This is a genomic window from Nitratireductor sp. GISD-1A_MAKvit (genome assembly GCF_040819555.1).
Lineage (GTDB): Bacteria > Pseudomonadota > Alphaproteobacteria > Rhizobiales > Rhizobiaceae > Nitratireductor.
This window is the reverse complement of record NZ_CP161920.1, coordinates 3,645,974-3,662,645: the sequence shown is the minus strand read 5'-3', so window position 1 is coordinate 3,662,645 and position 16,672 is coordinate 3,645,974. Positions and strand designations below refer to the sequence as shown.

Sequence of the window (16,672 nt, the reverse complement as noted above, 5' to 3'; positions counted from 1 at the left end):
TCAGTCCGGCAACATCGCCGTGATCGTTTCAAGCCGATCAGCCTCAGCGGCCGGCTTGTCCCACCGCAGTCGTGATATGCGCGGAAAGCGCATGGCGACGCCGGATTTGTGGCGGCTGGAGCGGCTAAGGCCTTCGAAGGCGATTTCCAGCACGAGGCCGTGGCCGGGTTCGGCGCGGACTGAACGCACCGGACCGAAGCGTTCGACCGTGTTGTCGCGTACGTATTTGTCGATCTGCCTGAGTTCCTCGTCCGTGAAGCCGAAATAGGCCTTGCCGACGGGCACCAGCTCCAGGGCGTTCTCCGGTCCTTTCCATACTCCGAACGTGTAGTCGGAGTAGAAGCTTGACCGTTTGCCATGACCGCGCTGGGCATACATCAAGACAGCGTCGAGCCTGAACGGATCGCGCTTCCATTTGAACCATGGGCCCTTGGGACGCCCGGCCAGGTAAGGAGAGTCGCGTCGTTTCAGCATAACGCCCTCGATAACCGGATGTGGCGGATTCCTGCGCATCTCATCGAGGTTCTCCCACCCTGAAAACTCTACCAGCGGGGAGATGTCGAACCGGTTATCTGGCAGCATTGAGAGCGTATTGCGAAGTGCCGCACGACGTTCGGCAAAAGGACGCGGCCTCAGATCCTCCTCACCGATACGAAGAAGATCGTAGCAGCGCAGGAAGACCGGATAGTCCGCAAGCATCCTTTTCGAGACCGTCTTTCGGTTCAATCTCTTCTGCAAATCCGAAAATGAGCCTGTTCTGTCGCCCGGGACCCCAACCAGCAGTTCCCCGTCGAGCGTGACCTCGACGTCAAATTCCGCCAGTACGTCTGGAAAGGATCGGGAAATGTCGTCGCCGGTGCGGGAGTAGAGCCGCTTAACTCCCGCTTCACAGACAGCCTGCACGCGGATGCCGTCCCATTTCCACTCGGCAGCGAACTCACTTGGCGCGAGCCTGTTCAGGTCGGTGTCGCCAACCGGGTGAGCAAGCATGACAGGACGGAACAGTGCCTTCGTCGAGCTTGCAGGCTTTCCTGCGTTGCCCTCCAGCCATGCAAACAATTCTTCATAGGGTGGCTCGAGACCGTGCCACAGCTCCTCGATCTCGGCGATGTCCTGACTGCCGAAGGCCGCCAGTGCCTGTTTTGCCAGCCGTGCCGATACGCCGATACGCAGCCCGCCGGTAGCAAGCTTGATAAGGGCAAATCGGGCAGATGGGTCGAGACGGTCGAGCAGGGTGGCGATCACCGCTGGCGCTTCGCTCCTGCCGAGCCGGGAGAGTGTGTCTACGGTTTCTGAGATCCCGGGTGCAGGGCTGTCGGTCACCGGTGGGGCAGGCCAGACCAGTGAAATGGTTTCGGCCAGGTCTCCCACGTAGTCGTAGGAATAGGCGAACAGAACCTCATCCATTCTTTCACAGATCAATGCGCGAAGCATGGCCGGTTTGACGGCCGGAAAACTGAGTGCCCCGGTCAGTGCCGCAAGAGCATAACCCCGGTCAGGATCCGGCACTTTCCTGAAGTGATCGGTCAGTAGCCTGATCTTCCCGTTGCGAGAAGGGGTGAGCACCAGCCGGTCAAGCAGTTCCGCAAAGCGTTGCATCAGTCTGTCTCATCTTCATATCCCACCAGATTGAGCGGGCGTGCGGAAATGCCGTTGAGTTCGCACCAGCGAACAATGGCTTCTTCACGCCCGTGCGTGACCCAGACTTCCCGCGCTCCCGTTTCAAGGATCGTGTCTGTCAATTCGTTCCAGTCGGCATGATCAGAAACAATGAGAGGCAATTCGACGCCACGCTGTTTTGCCCGCTGTCGAATGCGCATCCAGCCCGAAGCGAAGACGTTGAGTGGGTCGGCAAACCGGCGCGTCCACTTCTCGCCGAACACCGAGGGCGGAGCGACAATGATCTGGCCCGCCCCCCGGTCGACGATGCCTTCCTCTGAAGTCGCGGGAGCGAGTTTTCCAAGCTTGATACCCTGGCCCTGATAATAGCGGCAGAGTTTTGCGAGCGCACCATGGATGAAGACCGGCGCGTCGTGCCCGGACGATCGCAAAAGACTGATCAGCCGCTGCGCCTTTCCCAGGGAATAGGCTCCCACAATGTGGGCGCGCTCGGGAAACTGTTGAAGTGATTCCGCAAGCCGCAGGATTTCACGCACCGGGTCGGGGTGGACAAAAACCGGAAGCCCAAAGGTCGCCTCTGTTATGAAGACATCGCATCGGACGGGCTCGAAGGGCATGCACGTCGCGTCGCGATGACGTTTGTAATCGCCTGACACAACAATGCGCAGCCCGTCGACCTCAACCGCTATCTGTGCAGAACCCAGCACATGGCCGGCCGGATGAAATGAAACGGTGACCCCGCGATGGTTCAGGGCCGATCCATACTCAATCACCTGTCGTGCCGCCGCGAAATCGGCTCCATAGCGCAGCTTCATGATGTCGAGCGTTTCTCGCGTGGCCATGACATGTCCGTGGCCCGGCCGGGCATGATCCGCATGTCCGTGCGTGATCAGTGCCCGATCCACCGGACGAACGGGATCGATGTAGAAATCACCTGGCGGGCAGTAGAGGCCGGCAGAGCGAGGGCGAAGCAGATCCTGCGGTTTCATGACACAGGATGATAGGGGCTGTTCTGAGAATTAGAAGCTTTGAAGAGAAAATATCACGTAGAATACAATTTCTACAAATACTGGTTTATGTATAAATATAAAAATGTTGTCTTGTATCGAGATAAGTTTTATGCGGTGCGCGAACAAAGGAGGATGGTATGAGAGTTTTCATGTATTATTTTTTGATAATATTAACTTCAATTTTCTTTTTTATATCACCTTCTCGGGCGGGAGTTTACGTGTGCGCGTATGGCTCACTAGGGCTTGTGATGAGGATTCACGATAAAAGTCCTGCAAGCGCTCACCGAAAAATGTACGCCTATCTCGTCAGAGAAGTAGGTTTTTCCGAGGGGTGGGTTTTCTCAGCGATTTCATGTTCCAGAGAGATGAGATTTAGCTTCTGAAGAATTTTATTGTATAAAGGGTTTGTATCTACTGTGAGTTTCAAAAATATAATTTGCTTCGGCGTATTTATCTGCGCCGTTTTGGTGTCGGAGCACGCTGCGGCACAGGGATTTGTATGTCGCGTGCGCGGGATTGAGGTGCAGGCAGCATTCGATGCCCCCACGGTGGGATGGGCACATGTGTCCATGTTTTATCACTTGATCGCGGCTGGTTATGCCGAGCAACCCGAAGTGTTTCGAGGCATCACGTGTGAGCCTCTAGGCCATTGAGCGGACCCGCCTGAAATTCGTTGAGAATTCAGGCGGGCCTTCGTGCTACTCCGCCTCGTCAGCCGAACCGGCATTGAGCTGGCCGTATTTTTCCACGCCGATCGTTTCAAGCAGTTCAAGCTGCGTTTCGAGGTAGTCGATATGACCTTCCTCGTCTGCGAGCAGCTCTTCGAACAGTTCCATGGACACATAGTCGCCCGCATCGTGGCAGTCGTCGCGCGCTTCCTTGTAAAGCTTGCGGGCGTCGTGCTCACCGGCGAGATCAGCCTCGAGCACTTCCTTGATGTTCTGGCCGATGCGCAGCGGGCCGACAACCTGAAGGTTGGGATGGCCCTCGAGGAAGATGATGCGCTCCACCAGTTTGTCGGCGTGGTGCATTTCCTCGATGGATTCCTCGCGCTCCTTTTTGGCGAGTTTTGTGAAGCCCCAGTCATCCAGAAGGCGATAATGCAGCCAGTATTGGTTGACAGCCCCTAGTTCGTGGGTGAGCGCCTCGTTAAGCCGCTCGATGACCTTTTTGTCGCCTTTCATTGAATTCCCTTCCAAAACGCTCGCGCAACGCGCGCACCTGATCAAGATATGTCACGGTAGCAGCATTCTGGGCAGCATCAAGGCGCGCATGATAGGCTTCAGTGACGCGGATGATTGTTTCCACGACATTCGGAAAACAGCCGCAGCAACGTCCGCGCTTGGACATGGCGTGGTAGACCTTCGCTGGCACAACAAGCTGCCAGGGATCCTCATCCAGCATGGAGACGATCGTATCCTCGACCTCTTTCTGGGTGATCAAATTGCACTGACAGACGAGCATGGCGACGTCGGAACTCCGTGGCTTTGCAAGGTCGGTCCCGATGCAGAGCCAAAACCTTTGTGCTGGAGTTTGCCGGAAGATCTGCCCAATGAATGCAACGCGATGCCGTCAGATCAGACAGCACACAGATCAGCGGGCAACGACAGACGTCCTGCGATCGAAAGGGGTAAAGGCCCAGACATCATGGACGCATCGCGCGGATGCGGAACCATAGAAACCGCAGGTCTTCGATCCTGTCAATAAAAACCTGACGATTATATTCAGGGAATGTTGCGACCAGATGGCGCGGGCTCAGGCTTCGTGCTTCTCAAGAAACGCTTCCGCTTCAAGTGTTCGAAAATCGTTCAGCGCATCACGCAGACGGTCATGGCTCCAGTCCCACCAGGCAAGCGCCTGGTAACGTTCGGCGGTCTTTCGGTCGAAACGCCCACGGATCGGACGTGCGGGAACGCCGCCGACAATCGTGTAGGGTGCAACGTCCTTCGACACGACTGCGCCCGCACCGATCACCGCCCCATCGCCCACGGTTACACCGGGCAGGATCGTGGAGCCATGACCAAGCCAGGTGTCGTGACCGATCCGCACCATGTTCCCCCGCCGCCAGTCAAAGAATTCGCGGTCGTTCACGACATCCGGCCAGTAATCGGCGGAGCGATAGGTGAAGTGGTGCAGGGTCGGACGCCAGGTGGGGTGGTTGGTTGCGTTGATGCGCACGGTGGCGGCGATGTTGGAAAATTTGCCTATCTCAACACACCAGGCGCTGCAATCCTGCATCACATAGGAATAGTCACCGAGCACCGTTTCATGCAGGCGCGTGCGCTCGGCCACTTCCGTGTAGCGGCCAAGCGTCGAGTCCTTCACCTCTGCGGTCGGATGAACAAAGGGCTCCTCGGAGAGCTTCTTCATGCAGCTTTCCTGTCCGGCGCAAATTCGGTGACGTCGATGATCCGGTCGGCAACCACATCGCGCACATTCTGATCGTGGAAAATGCCGAGCAGTGCCACACCCGCCTTCTTCTTCTCGTCGATCATGGCGATCACGATCTCGCGGTTGGCCTTGTCGAGCGACGCTGTGGGTTCGTCGAGAAGCAGCACCGGATGATCGGTGATGAAGCCGCGGGCGATGTTCACGCGCTGCTGTTCCCCGCCGGAGAAGGTGGCTGGCGGCAGGTCCCACAGGCGTTCGGGCAGGTTGAGACGCTCCAGCAGAACCTCCGCCCTGCCGCGAGCATCATCAAGCGCCTCACCACGCGCAATCAGTGGTTCTGCCACCACGTCGCGGGCTGAAACGCGCGGCACCGCCCGCAGGAACTGGCTGACATAGCCAATCGTGTCGCGGCGGATGGCGATGACGGTGCGCGGATCGGCGGTGGCGAGGTTCAGCAGATTTCCGTCATGGGTGACAATCACCTGACCGCTGTCGATGGCATAGCTGCCATAAATCATCTTCAGGATGGAGCTTTTGCCGGCACCCGATGGCCCGCCAAGCACGGCGCATTCGCCGGCGGAGAGCGAGAAGGAAACATCGGAAACCACGGGCAGGCGGATGCCGCCCTGGAGATGCATGGTGAAGCTCTTGCAGACTTCGGAGACGACGAGGGGCGTTGCCATGATCACACCTGCAGGATGGAGGAAACGAGAAGCTGGGTGTAGGGCGCCTGCGGATCGTCGAGCACCCGGTCGGTGAGGCCGCTTTCCACCACGTGACCGTCTTTCATGACGATCATGCGGTGGGAGAGAAGGCGGGCGACTGCCAGATCATGCGTGACGACGATGGCCGACAGGCCAAGCTCGTGAACGAGGCCACGCAGGAGATCGAGCAGGCGGGCCCTGCACCGACACGTCGAGACCGCCGGTCGGCTCGTCCATGAAGACGAGGCGGGGCCCCGTGACGAGGTTGCGGGCGATCTGCAGGCGCTGGCGCATCCCGCCGGAGAAAGCGCGGGGCTGATCGTCAATGCGATCCTCGGAAATTTCCACCCGGCCCAGCCAGTCGGTGGCGGTGGCGCGGATATTGCCATAGTGCCTCTCGCCCACGGCCATCAGCCGTTCGCCGACATTGGCGCCGGCAGAAACCGTCATGCGCAGACCGTCGGCCGGGTTCTGGTGAACAAAACCCCAGTCGGTGCGCATCAGGAAGCGACGTTCGGCCTCGCTCATCCGATAGAGGTCGTGAAAGTCTCCGTCGCGCATGCGGTAGGACACGGTGCCGGACGTGGGCAGGAGGCGCGTTGACAGGCAGTTCAGGAGGGTGGTCTTGCCCGAACCGGATTCGCCCACCACGGCCAGAACCTCGCCCGGCCACAGGTCGAAGGAGATGTCGTTGCAGCCGATACGGTTGCCGTAGAATTTCGAGATGGAGCGAACGCGAAGCAGCGGTTCGTCGGTCATTGGATTTCTCCGCGAGTTTTCAGAAGTTTGCGCATCAAATGGCCGCAGTCTCGTCGCCCGCCATGGGCCCGCGATGGCCCTCGGCGCGGCGCGCCTCGCAATTGTCGGTGTCGGAGCAGACGAACATGCGCCCGCCGCGATCATCGAGAACCACTTCGTCGAGATAGACATTCGTGCCGCCGCACAGCGCACAGGGCTCATCGAAGGTCTGTATCTCGAAGGGGTGATCCTCGAAATCGAGGCTTTCGACCCGCGTGTAGGGCGGCACGGCATAGATGCGCTTTTCGCGGCCTGCGCCGAAAAGCTGGAGCGCCTTCGACATGTGCATTTTCGGATTGTCGAATTTCGGCGTTGGCGACGGGTCCATCACATAGCGCCCCTCGACCTTCACCGGATAGGCGAAGGTGGTGGCGATGTGGCCGTGCTGGGCGATGTCCTCGTAAAGCTTCACATGCATGAGGCCGTATTCCTCAAGCGCATGCATCTTGCGCGTCTCGGTCTCGCGCGGCTCGAGGAAGCGCAAAGGCTCGGGGATCGGCACCTGATAGACGAGCACCTGGCCAGCTTTCAGCGGTTCCTCGGGGATGCGGTGACGCGTCTGAATGATCGTTGCGTCCGCAGTGTGGGTGGTGACGTCCACATTGGCGACCTTCTGAAAAAAGGCCCGGATGGATACGGCATTGGTCGTATCATCGGCACCCTGATCGATCACCTTGAGCACATCATCCGTCCCGATGATCGAAGCCGTCACCTGCACGCCGCCAGTGCCCCAGCCATAGGGCATCGGCATCTCGCGGCTGGCGAAGGGCACCTGATAGCCGGGGATGGCGATCGCCTTGAGGATCGCGCGGCGGATCATGCGCTTCGTCTGTTCGTCCAGATAGGCGAAATTGTACTGGGCGATGTTGTCGGTGTGGGCGTTCATTCGGCGGCCTCCCGGCGCTCGGTGTCTGCGTCCTTGTGGCGCTCCTCGTATTCGCGGCGCATCTGGCGCACGAGGCCAAGCTCGGCTTGAAAATCCACATAGTGCGGCAGCTTCAGATGTTCGACGAAGCCGGTGGCCTGCACGTTGTCACAGTGCGAAATGACGAATTCCTCGTCCTGCGCCGGTGCGGTGATGTCTTCATCCAGCTCGTTTGCACGGAGCGCCCGGTCGCACAGCGACATGGCCATGGCCTTGCGTTCCGACTGACCGAACACCAGCCCGTAGCCGCGGGTGAACTGTGGTGGAACCTTCTTCGACCCCTTGAACTGGTTGACCATCTGGCATTCGGTGACGCGGATGCGGCCGAGCGTGACTGGGAAGTCGAGTTCAGGCACGTCGATCTCCACCTCCACCTCGCCAATACGGATTTCTCCGACGAAGGGATGGTTGCGACCATAGCCGCGCTGGGTGGAGTAGCCGAGCGCAAGGAGAAAACCCTCATCGCCCCGCGAAAGCGCCTGGAGGCGCAGGTCGCGCTCCATGGGGAATTCCGGTGGCTCGCGGGTGATGTCGCCGGGCTCGCGGTCTTCGGGCAGCGAGCCGTCTTCCTCGATCAGGCCTTCACTGGCGAGAATGTCGGACACGCGTGGCATCGCCTCTTCCGCCTCGCTGCGCGCCTCGGGCGCTGCCGGCTCTGCACCTTCGGCCAGTTCCGGGTCAAGCAGTCGATGCGTGTAGTCGAAGGTGGGGCCAAGAAGCTGCCCGCCGGGCAGGTCCTTGTATGTCGCGGAAACGCGCCGCTCGACCAGCATGGCCGCCGTATCGACGGGGCGCGAATAGCCAAAGCGCGGGAGCGTGGTGCGGTAGGCTCGCAGAAGGAAAATCGCCTCGATCATGTCGCCCCGTGCCTGTTTGAGGGCGAGTGCCGCAAGGCCCGTGTCGTAGAGCGAGCCTTCGGACATGATACGGTCGATGGCGAGCGAAAGCTGGCTGGCGATCTGTTCAAGCGTGATGGCGGGCAGGGCGCGGTCGCCACGGCGACGGTCGGCCAGAAGCCGGTGTGCGTTCTGGATGGCGGCTTCGCCGCCCTTTACGGCTACATACATGGCTCATGCCTCCTGGCTGGTGATGCGGGTGGAGCGGGGCAGGGCCGAAAGGCCCTCACGGCTGACCAGAATGAGATCGACGCCTCTGGGAAAGCGGGCATGGTTTTGTCCCCATTGGCAGATGAAATGGCGTGGCAGCGGTCGCGGCGCCAGACGTGCCTCGCTTTCGATGCCGGGGCCGTCGAGAACCAGTTCTTTGCCGCCCGAAAGGTCACTCACCTGAAGGATGAGCGTGGCCGAGCGGTCTGGGTATTCCTGCGACCCCTGGGCGAAGTTCTCCAGACCGATCAGGTGTTCCGGGTCGGCGGAGAACGCAAAATGCGCATCGGCTGGCGTGTTGGCGAGCGGTGCGCCGGTGTGAAAAGCAAGCCAGGCGCGAACGGCCTCTTCGGCGGCAAGTGCAGGATCAAGCCAGATCGGTGTGTCCTGATCGCAAAGTGCCAGTGCGATGGCTGCCGCCTCCGGCGTCAGTGGCGCGGGCGGTTTGGCGAGCGCGATACCCTTGTAAATGGTTCCGGGCTCGGCCATGGCCTGCATGACCGCGCGAAAAATGGCCTGGGCGTCAAACACAGCGTTCTGGAAGCCGCCTTCGATGGCGATGGAATCAAGCATCAGTCTTCTCCGCGAACCATGGTGAAGAAGTCGACCTTCGTGGCAGCCGTTTCGGCACGGCGTGTGGCATCTGCCTCAGCCAATCGTTCACGCAAGGGGACGAGAATCTTCTCTTCGATCTGTTCCTGGAGATCCGGCTTCTGTCTTAGCGCGTCCACAAGGGCGGCTACACGCACCTTCACCTTTTCGCGGCCGAGTGCATAGGCGTGGCCAACTTCGCCTGTCGGCAGCTTGACGGTGGCGCGTGTGACGGTGGCTTCGCCGAAGTTGAATGCCGCGCCGCCGCCTCCCATGCGCCCGCGCACAGTCACCAGCCCGGTTTCCGGCCCGCGCAGGGTTTCGGCATCATCTGGCAGCCCAGCTTCGTTCCAAAGCGCAATCAGATCACTTCCGCTTGCCCTTGCCAGCACGGCCATCGCTTCGCGTCTTCGCTCGCTGGCCACCTGTCTTTCGTGTCGTGAGACCATGACGGCTCCATCCATGTCAAAAACTCAAATTGTCTATTGTTCTAGACAACTATACATATTATGACCTTTGCCTAGCGAGTGTCCATGACGCGTTGATGACAATAGTGGCGGGGAACGGAGAAAAGTGGTGCAGGTGGAGGAAGAGGTCATCGAACGACGCAGCGGTATTGCGCTCTGGCGGCAGATCGCCGACCGCATGCGGCGCGAGATCGGCGAAGGCTCGCTTGGCAGTGAGGGGCGCATGCCCCCCGAGATGGCATTGGCCGAGCGCTTTGGTGTCAACCGGCACACGGTGCGCACCGCCATTGCCGCGCTGGTTCAGGAGGGGGTGCTCAGGGCCGAGCAAGGGCGAGGCACTTTTGTGGAAGGGCGAAAGCGGCTTGCTTATCCCATCCGCAATCGCACGCGCTTCTCCGAGGGATTGGCCGGCCAGTCACGCGGGTTGGCTGCAGATCTGCTCGACCATGCAGTTGAAACGGCGCCGGTCGAGGTTGCCCGTGCTCTCGGCCTTTCTTCCGGCTCCCCGGTGATCCGGCTCGAAACACGTTCGCACGCCGACGGGCGGCCTGTTTCCCGTGCCCGAAGCTGGTTTGACGCGCAACGGTTCTCCGGCATGGCGGAGGCGTTTGAGCGCACGCGTTCCATCACCGCATCGTTCAGGGAGCTCGGGCTGGACGATTATCTGCGCCAGAGCACGAATGTAACAGCGCGGCACGCCGATTCCGGTGATCTTCAGGATCTCAGGCTTTCGCCCGGTGCGATCGTCCTCGTCACCATCGCCATCAATGTCGATACCGACGGTTGCCCGGTGCAATATTCCGAAACCCGCTTCGCTGCCGACCGAATCGAATTGCACATTCCGGGAGCCGGCATGGAAGCCGCGGATTGATACGGCATTTCACCTCAAACTCACCGTGAAGTGACCGTATTGCGAGGTGGTTTGCGTTGATTTGCCAAGTCCCGACGTGCTCTATCGTCGAAATTTCAACTCTGGGCGATTGAGGGGATTTGCGTGAGGTCACTTGTTTTTTCGACGGCCATTCTGGCGCTCGGTGCCATTCCCACAAGCGCCGGAGAGGACGAGCCCAATCCCGACGACTGGGCGTCTGTTCTGGAAGATGCGCGTGGGGAAACGGTTTACTTCAACGCCTGGGGCGGGTCGCAGAACATAAACGCCTATATCGAGTGGGCCGGTGCGGAATTGAAGGAGCGCTACAACGTCACGCTCAAACACGTGAAGCTTGAGGATACCGCGAGCGCGGTCGCCACCGTGGTGGCGGAAAAGGCTGCAGGCCGCGATGAGAACGGGACGGTGGATCTCATCTGGATCAATGGCGAGAACTTCGCCGCCATGAAGCGGCAGGGGCTGATCCTCTCGCCGGGCTGGGCGGAAAAGCTTCCCAACTGGGCCTTTGTCGATGTCGAGAACAAGCCGACCATCCGAACCGACTTCACCGTGCCGGTGGAAGGGCTGGAAAGCCCATGGGGCATGGCGAAGCTTGTATTCTTCTACGATTCCGCCCGTACGCAGGTGAGCGCCCTGCCACAGGACGCGGACAGTCTGTTGAAATGGGCAAAGCAGAATCCGGGACGCTTTTCCTATCCGCAGCCGCCGGATTTCATAGGGTCTTCATTTTTGAAGCAGGTTCTTGCGGAGACGGTCGAAAATCCTGAATTGCTGCAAAAACCGGTCGATGAAGAGACATTCGACCAGGTAACCAGGCCCCTGTTTGACTATCTCGACGCTCTGAACCCGGTCATGTGGCGCTCGGGCCGTGCCTATCCGCAAAATTACCCGGCGATGAAGCAGCTTCTGGCCGATTCGGAGCTGGACATCATCTTTGCCTTCAATCCTGCGGAGGCCTCCAATGCCGTTGCCAATGGCGAATTGCCGGACACGGTGCGCTCCTTCACCTTTCCCGGCGGGACGCTTTCCAATACGCATTTTTTGACCATCCCCTACAACGCTTCGGCAAAGGCGGGCGCTTTGGTTGTGGCCAATTTTTTCCTTTCTCCAGAGGCACAGGCCCGCAAGCAGGATCCGGCCATCTGGGGCGATCCGACAGTGCTTGCACTCGACAGACTGGGTGCGGAAGACCGCGCCCGCTTCGATGCCATCGACCTTGGTGTCGCGACATTGCGTCCAGACGAACTTGGCCCGGCACTGGATGAGCCGCATTCAAGCTGGATGGAGCGCATCGAAACCGAGTGGAAACGTCGCTATGGGGTTGGCAATTAGCCGCGGCGTGGAACGAGCCCGATGCTGACGCGCCTCGGTCCCTTTCTCGCCATCGGGCTTCTGACCGTTCCGGTCGCGTTCGGGCTGGCCGGCACATTGCTGCCGGCCTTCGGCTATCTGCCTGCCCTGGGTGGAACGTCGTTTGATCTCGAACCTTTTCGAAGGTTGTTCGCAGAACCGGCCATCTTCATGTCGGCGCTGATGAGTCTTGTGACCGGGCTCGTTACAGCCGCAATTTCACTCCTGACCGTGATGCTTTTCACGGCCGCATGGGGTGGCACACGCATTTTTGTGCGCATACAGCACCTCTTGTCGCCACTCCTGTCCGTGCCGCATGCGGCCACCGCATTCGCGCTGGCTTTCCTCATCGCGCCCTCCGGCCTCATCGCACGGATCATCTCACCGGGCTTCACCGGCTGGGAACGTCCGCCTGATCTGCTGATCGTGCACGACCCGCTTGGTCTCTCGATGATGGCGGGGCTGATCGTGAAGGAAATTCCGTTCCTGCTGCTCGTTACGCTGGCCGCCCTGCCGCAGGTCAAGCCGGCGCGTATGCGGGCATTGATCGCATCGATGGGATACGGCCGCATTTCCGGCTTCGTTTTTGGCCTGTGGCCCTCGATCTATCCGCAGATCCGCCTGCCCGTCTTCGCCGTCATTGCTTTCGCCACCTCGGTGGTGGATGTCGCCGCCATACTGGGTCCCACGACGCCGGCGCCGCTCGCAGTGCGGCTTGTCAACTGGATGAACGACCCAGACCTGTCCATGCGCTTCCTCGCCTCGGCAGGGGCCATTCTGCAACTGGGCGTCACGGCGGCGGCGATCCTTATCTGGATCGGGCTGGAGAAGATTGGCGCGCGGGTGCGCGAGCGTCTTGCCTCTGCCGGGTGGCGGTTTCGGCGCGACGGCACCCTGAGGCTCGGCGCGCTCGCCTTGATGCTTTTATCGGCAGGAGCGATCTTTGCCGGCATGCTGGCGCTGGCGCTGTGGTCCGTTGCAGGGCTATGGCAATACCCGGACCTGCTGCCGGCGCGGTTCGAACTGCGCAACTGGACGCGCGTTCTGCCCAACCTCATGGAGCCGCTGGCCACCACATTGTCGGTTGCGCTCGTCTCGACGATGATTGCCGTGGTGATCGCCATACTTTGCTTTGCCCGGGAGGATGAAACTGCGAGGCCGCCGGGGCGCGGTGCGCTGACAGTGCTTTACCTGCCACTGCTCGTGCCGCAGGTGGCCTTTCTGTTCGGGCTTCAGCTGCTCTTCATTCTTGCGGGCATGGCGGCCACGTGGACAGCGCTTGTCTTCGCCCATCTTGTCTTCGTGCTGCCCTATGCCTGGCTAAGCCTGCGGGACCCGTGGCGTGCCTTCGACCGCCGTTATGATCAGATCGCGGCGGGCCTTGGAAAGGGCCCGGCCCGGCGCTTCTTTATCATTCGCCTGCCGATGCTGGCGCGACCGCTGCTTGCGGTTGCGGCCATAGGGTTTTCCGTATCGATCGGTCTCTATCTGCCTACGGTTCTGGTGGGTGCCGGCCGGTTGACCACCATCACCACGGAGGCGGTAGCGCTCGCCTCCGGTGGCAATCGTCGCGTGATCGGGATCTATGCCTTCATGCAGATGTTGCTGCCCGCAACAGGTTTTGCCGTTGCCACGATCGTGCCGGCGCTGATATTCCGCCGTTACCGCGACATGCATGTTTGAACGGAAACGGATTTGAGGGATACCGGGCTTTTCATAGACGGGGTGGCAATCAAGCTCGAGGGCCGCGAGATCATCTCGCTGACCAAACGGGTTGCGCCAGGAAGCGTGTTGACCGTGATGGGTCCGTCGGGAGCAGGAAAATCCACGTTGCTGGCCTATATCGGCGGGTTTCTCGATCCGGTCTTTTCGGCGCGGGGCAGGGTTTTCGTAAACGAAAACGAGGTGACTGCGCTGAAGCCTGAAGACCGGCATATGGGCGTGCTTTTTCAGGATCCACTGCTGTTTCCGCATATGAGCGTTGGCGGCAACCTCATGTTCGCGCTGCCTGAAGGGGTGCGCGGCCGCGAGGCACGCGCCGAGCGCGTCGCTCACGCACTTGAGGGTGTCGGGCTTGCGGGGCTTCAGAACCGGGATCCGGCAACGCTCTCCGGTGGGCAAAAAGCGCGTGTGGCGCTCGCTCGGGTGCTCGTGTCGTCACCCCGTGCCCTGCTTCTGGATGAACCCTTCTCCAAGCTTGACGCAGACCTGCGCGCGCAAACCCGTGAGCTCGTCTTTTCCAAGGCGCGTGACACAGGTTTGCCGGTGCTTCTCGTCACGCATGATGAGGCAGACGCAGAGGCTGCTGGCGGTGACATCGTGCGGATCGCCGGATAATGACGAGGCTTGAACTCCCAGACCTACCGGTAACGGACGTGCTGCCGGCGCTTGCAGGCGCGCTGGAGACCCGAGGCAAGGCGGTGCTCGTCGCGCCGCCCGGAGCGGGCAAGACGACACTTGCACCATTGGCGCTTCTGGATGCCCAATGGGCATCGCGCGGCCGCATCGTGCTTCTGGAGCCGCGCCGGCTTGCCGCGCGTGCTGCGGCCCGGCGCATGGCGGCGCTCCTTGGCGAAGAGCCGGGTGGGACGGTTGGCTATGCCATGCGCATGGAGCGAAAGGTTTCTGCCAAAACCCGCATTCTTGTGGTCACCGAGGGCGTTCTTGCGCGCATGATCGTCGATGATCCGGAGCTTTCGGGGGTCTCCGCAGTGCTCTTCGACGAGTTTCATGAACGCTCGCTCGATGGCGATTTCGCGCTGGCGCTGGCGCTTGACGCGCAGGCCGCACTTCGGCCCGATCTGCGGCTTCTGGTCATGTCGGCCACGCTCGATGGCGCGCGGGTCGCAACGCTTCTGGGTGATGCACCGGTGATCGAGAGCGAAGGGCGGAGTTTTCCCATCGAATTGCGCCACGCTGAACGGCCCTCCGGCGAGGCCATCGAGGAGACGATGGCGCGGGCGGTGCGCACGGTTCTGGCGGAGGAGGAGGGCAGCGTTCTCGCCTTCCTGCCCGGCCAGCGCGAGATTGAGCGGACAGCGGAGCGCCTTGCCGAACGGTTGCCCGCCGATGTGGACGTAACGCCGCTTTATGGCGGCCTCGACGGGCGTGCACAGGACGCCGCCATCCGGCCCGCGGCCAAAGGTCGGCGCAAGGTGGTTCTGGCGACAGCCATAGCGGAAACCTCGGTGACCATTGATGGCGTGCGGGTGGTGATTGACAGTGGTCTGTCGCGCCTGCCGAAATTCGAACCCTCGACGGGTCTGACCCGGCTGGAGACCGTGCGCGTTTCGCGCGCTTCAGCCGATCAGCGTGCTGGCCGTGCGGGTCGCACGGCACCCGGCATCGCGCTTCGCCTCTGGCGCGCGGAGCAGACGGCTGCGCTGCCCGCATTCACGCCGCCGGAAATTCTGGAGGCGGATCTGTCGGGTCTGTTGCTCGATTGCGCTGCCTTCGGCGTCAGCGATCCGGCTTCTCTTTCCTTTCTCGATGCGCCGCCGGCCCCGGCGCTTGTCGAGGCGCGCAGTCTTCTGCGGCGGCTCGAAGCGCTGGACGAGGCGGGCCGGCTGACGGCTGAGGGCGAGGCGATGCGCAGGCTCGCTTTGCCGGTGCGGCTGGCGCATATGGTGGCGCGCGCGGCGGAAGACGGTCACGCACAAGCCGCAGCCGAACTCGCCGTTCTCCTGTCAGAACGCGGGCTGGGTGGCCGGTCCGCCGATCTGGACGACCGGTTACAGCGCTTCCGTAAAGAGAAGGGCACGCGGGCGGAAAAGGCGCGTCAGCTCGCAGCGCGGCTGGCAAAGGCGGCCGGTGGTGAACGCGCCGGGGATGCGCCGCATGCGGGCGCTCTTCTCATTCATGCATGGCCCGACCGCGTTGCCAAAGCACGGGGCGCGCATGGGCATTTCGTCATGGTCAATGGGCGCGGCGGCGTGCTGGCTCCGGAGGAGCGCCTTGCCGGAAGCGCCTTTCTGGTCGTCGCCGATCTTCAGGGGCGGGCGCAGAATGCGCGCATTGCTTCGGCAGCGGCGATTGACGAGGAAGAGATCGTGGGCGCGCTCGGGCATCTGATCGAGGAGGTTACCGAGACACGCTTCGACCGTGGCGCGGGCACGCTCAGGCAGCGGCGGGTGCGCCGGCTGGGCGCGCTGGTGCTGGCCGAGCAGGTTCTGCCGCCGCCATCGGGCGCTGCTGCCGACCGAGCGGTGATCGACGCCGTGCGGGCAAACGGGCTGTCGCTTCTGCCCTGGGACAGGGAAGCGAAGGCGCTCAGGGGCAAGCTTGCCTGGCTCCACGCGGCGAAGGGCGACCCATGGCCTGATATGTCGGACGAGGCGCTTCTTGAACGGCTCGACGACTGGCTCCTGCCTTTCCTTGCCGGCGAGGCGTCACTTTCCAGACTGGCGCCGCACATCCTGCGCGAGGGGCTGACTGCGCTGGTTCCGCACGAATTTCAAAGGCGCATCGGCCAGATGGCCCCCAGCCATTTTGACGCTCCTTCAGGCAGTCGCGTGCCCATTCGCTACGAGGCGGAGGGGGCCGGTGCTGGCAATCCGGGTGCAGGAGCTTTTTGGCCTGACCGAACACCCCACGGTCGCCGATGGGATCCCACTCAAACTGGAGCTGCTTTCGCCTGCGCACCGGCCGATCCAGACAACGCGCGACCTGCCGGGTTTCTGGGTCGGGTCGTGGGCGGATGTGCGCGCCGATATGCGAGGCCGCTATCCCAAGCATGTATGGCCTGAACACCCGGCCAGCGCAGCCGCGACACATCGCGCCAAACCGCGTAAAAAATAACGCTTGGAGTGGAGGTGGACTTCC

Annotated in this window: 14 protein-coding genes and 2 pseudogenes; 5 read left to right on the top strand and 11 right to left on the bottom strand. The window is 61.4% G+C overall.

The genetic code is table 11. The annotated features are described in order from the left end of the window. From AB2N04_RS18875 to phnG, 11 genes and pseudogenes are all read right to left on the bottom strand, one after another. Positions 1-1,599, bottom strand: a complete 1,599-nt coding sequence (locus AB2N04_RS18875; RefSeq protein WP_367716239.1) for a cisplatin damage response ATP-dependent DNA ligase — start codon at positions 1,597-1,599, stop codon at positions 1-3. Continuing rightward, positions 1,599-2,609 carry a ligase-associated DNA damage response exonuclease gene (locus AB2N04_RS18870; protein ID WP_367716237.1) on the bottom strand — a complete coding sequence of 337 codons (1,011 nt, stop codon included), beginning with the start codon at positions 2,607-2,609 and terminating at the stop codon, positions 1,599-1,601. The genes AB2N04_RS18875 and AB2N04_RS18870 overlap by 1 nt, the downstream gene beginning before the upstream one ends. Positions 2,610-3,328: 719 nt before the next feature. Next, positions 3,329-3,814, bottom strand: coding sequence for a bacterioferritin (gene bfr / locus AB2N04_RS18865; RefSeq protein ID WP_367716235.1), 486 nt, complete (start codon positions 3,812-3,814; stop codon positions 3,329-3,331). Next, entirely contained in the window at positions 3,780-4,094 is a 315-nt protein-coding gene (locus tag AB2N04_RS18860) for a (2Fe-2S)-binding protein (RefSeq protein WP_367716233.1), read from the bottom strand. The genes bfr and AB2N04_RS18860 overlap by 35 nt, the downstream gene beginning before the upstream one ends. Positions 4,095-4,385: 291 nt before the next feature. Next, a complete protein-coding gene (locus AB2N04_RS18855) occupies positions 4,386-5,000 on the bottom strand; it encodes a DapH/DapD/GlmU-related protein (protein ID WP_367716231.1) in 615 nt (204 codons plus the stop codon). After that, positions 4,997-5,704, bottom strand: coding sequence for a phosphonate C-P lyase system protein PhnL (gene phnL / locus AB2N04_RS18850; protein ID WP_367716229.1), 708 nt, complete (start codon positions 5,702-5,704; stop codon positions 4,997-4,999). Before phnL ends, AB2N04_RS18855 begins: the two co-directional genes overlap by 4 nt. A gap of 2 nt (positions 5,705-5,706) precedes the next feature. Further along, positions 5,707-6,484 (bottom strand): annotated as a pseudogene (phnK, locus tag AB2N04_RS18845) (phosphonate C-P lyase system protein PhnK). A gap of 34 nt (positions 6,485-6,518) precedes the next feature. Further along, positions 6,519-7,409 (bottom strand): alpha-D-ribose 1-methylphosphonate 5-phosphate C-P-lyase PhnJ, encoded by an 891-nt coding sequence (locus AB2N04_RS18840; RefSeq protein ID WP_367716227.1) that lies wholly within the window; start codon positions 7,407-7,409, stop codon positions 6,519-6,521. Then, positions 7,406-8,515 carry a carbon-phosphorus lyase complex subunit PhnI gene (locus AB2N04_RS18835; protein ID WP_367716225.1) on the bottom strand — a complete coding sequence of 370 codons (1,110 nt, stop codon included), beginning with the start codon at positions 8,513-8,515 and terminating at the stop codon, positions 7,406-7,408. Before AB2N04_RS18835 ends, AB2N04_RS18840 begins: the two co-directional genes overlap by 4 nt. A gap of 3 nt (positions 8,516-8,518) precedes the next feature. Then, complete coding sequence (gene phnH, locus AB2N04_RS18830; RefSeq protein WP_367718862.1) at positions 8,519-9,130, bottom strand: phosphonate C-P lyase system protein PhnH; 612 nt, start codon at positions 9,128-9,130, stop codon at positions 8,519-8,521. Further along, the gene (gene phnG / locus AB2N04_RS18825) at positions 9,127-9,594 is read right to left on the bottom strand and encodes a phosphonate C-P lyase system protein PhnG (protein WP_367716224.1); all 468 of its coding nucleotides are present in this window, start codon (positions 9,592-9,594) and stop codon (positions 9,127-9,129) included. The genes phnH and phnG overlap by 4 nt, the downstream gene beginning before the upstream one ends. Before the next feature lie 127 nt (positions 9,595-9,721). Between phnG and phnF the strand changes: the two genes are divergently transcribed. The 5 genes and pseudogenes from phnF (at position 9,722) to hrpB (ending at position 16,648) form a co-directional block, all read left to right on the top strand. Beyond that, positions 9,722-10,483, top strand: coding sequence for a phosphonate metabolism transcriptional regulator PhnF (phnF, locus tag AB2N04_RS18820; protein WP_367716223.1), 762 nt, complete (start codon positions 9,722-9,724; stop codon positions 10,481-10,483). 153 nt (positions 10,484-10,636) lie between these two features. Beyond that, the gene (locus AB2N04_RS18815; protein WP_367718861.1) at positions 10,637-11,833 is read left to right on the top strand and encodes an ABC transporter substrate-binding protein; all 1,197 of its coding nucleotides are present in this window, start codon (positions 10,637-10,639) and stop codon (positions 11,831-11,833) included. Between the two features lie 21 nt (positions 11,834-11,854). Further along, positions 11,855-13,534, top strand: coding sequence for an ABC transporter permease (locus AB2N04_RS18810; RefSeq protein ID WP_367716222.1), 1,680 nt, complete (start codon positions 11,855-11,857; stop codon positions 13,532-13,534). A 12-nt stretch (positions 13,535-13,546) separates the two neighbouring features. Further along, a complete protein-coding gene (locus AB2N04_RS18805; RefSeq protein WP_367716220.1) occupies positions 13,547-14,188 on the top strand; it encodes an ATP-binding cassette domain-containing protein in 642 nt (213 codons plus the stop codon). Continuing rightward, positions 14,188-16,648: pseudogene (hrpB, locus tag AB2N04_RS18800) on the top strand (ATP-dependent helicase HrpB). Before AB2N04_RS18805 ends, hrpB begins: the two are co-directional and overlap by 1 nt. Positions 16,649-16,672: the final 24 nt, after the last annotated feature.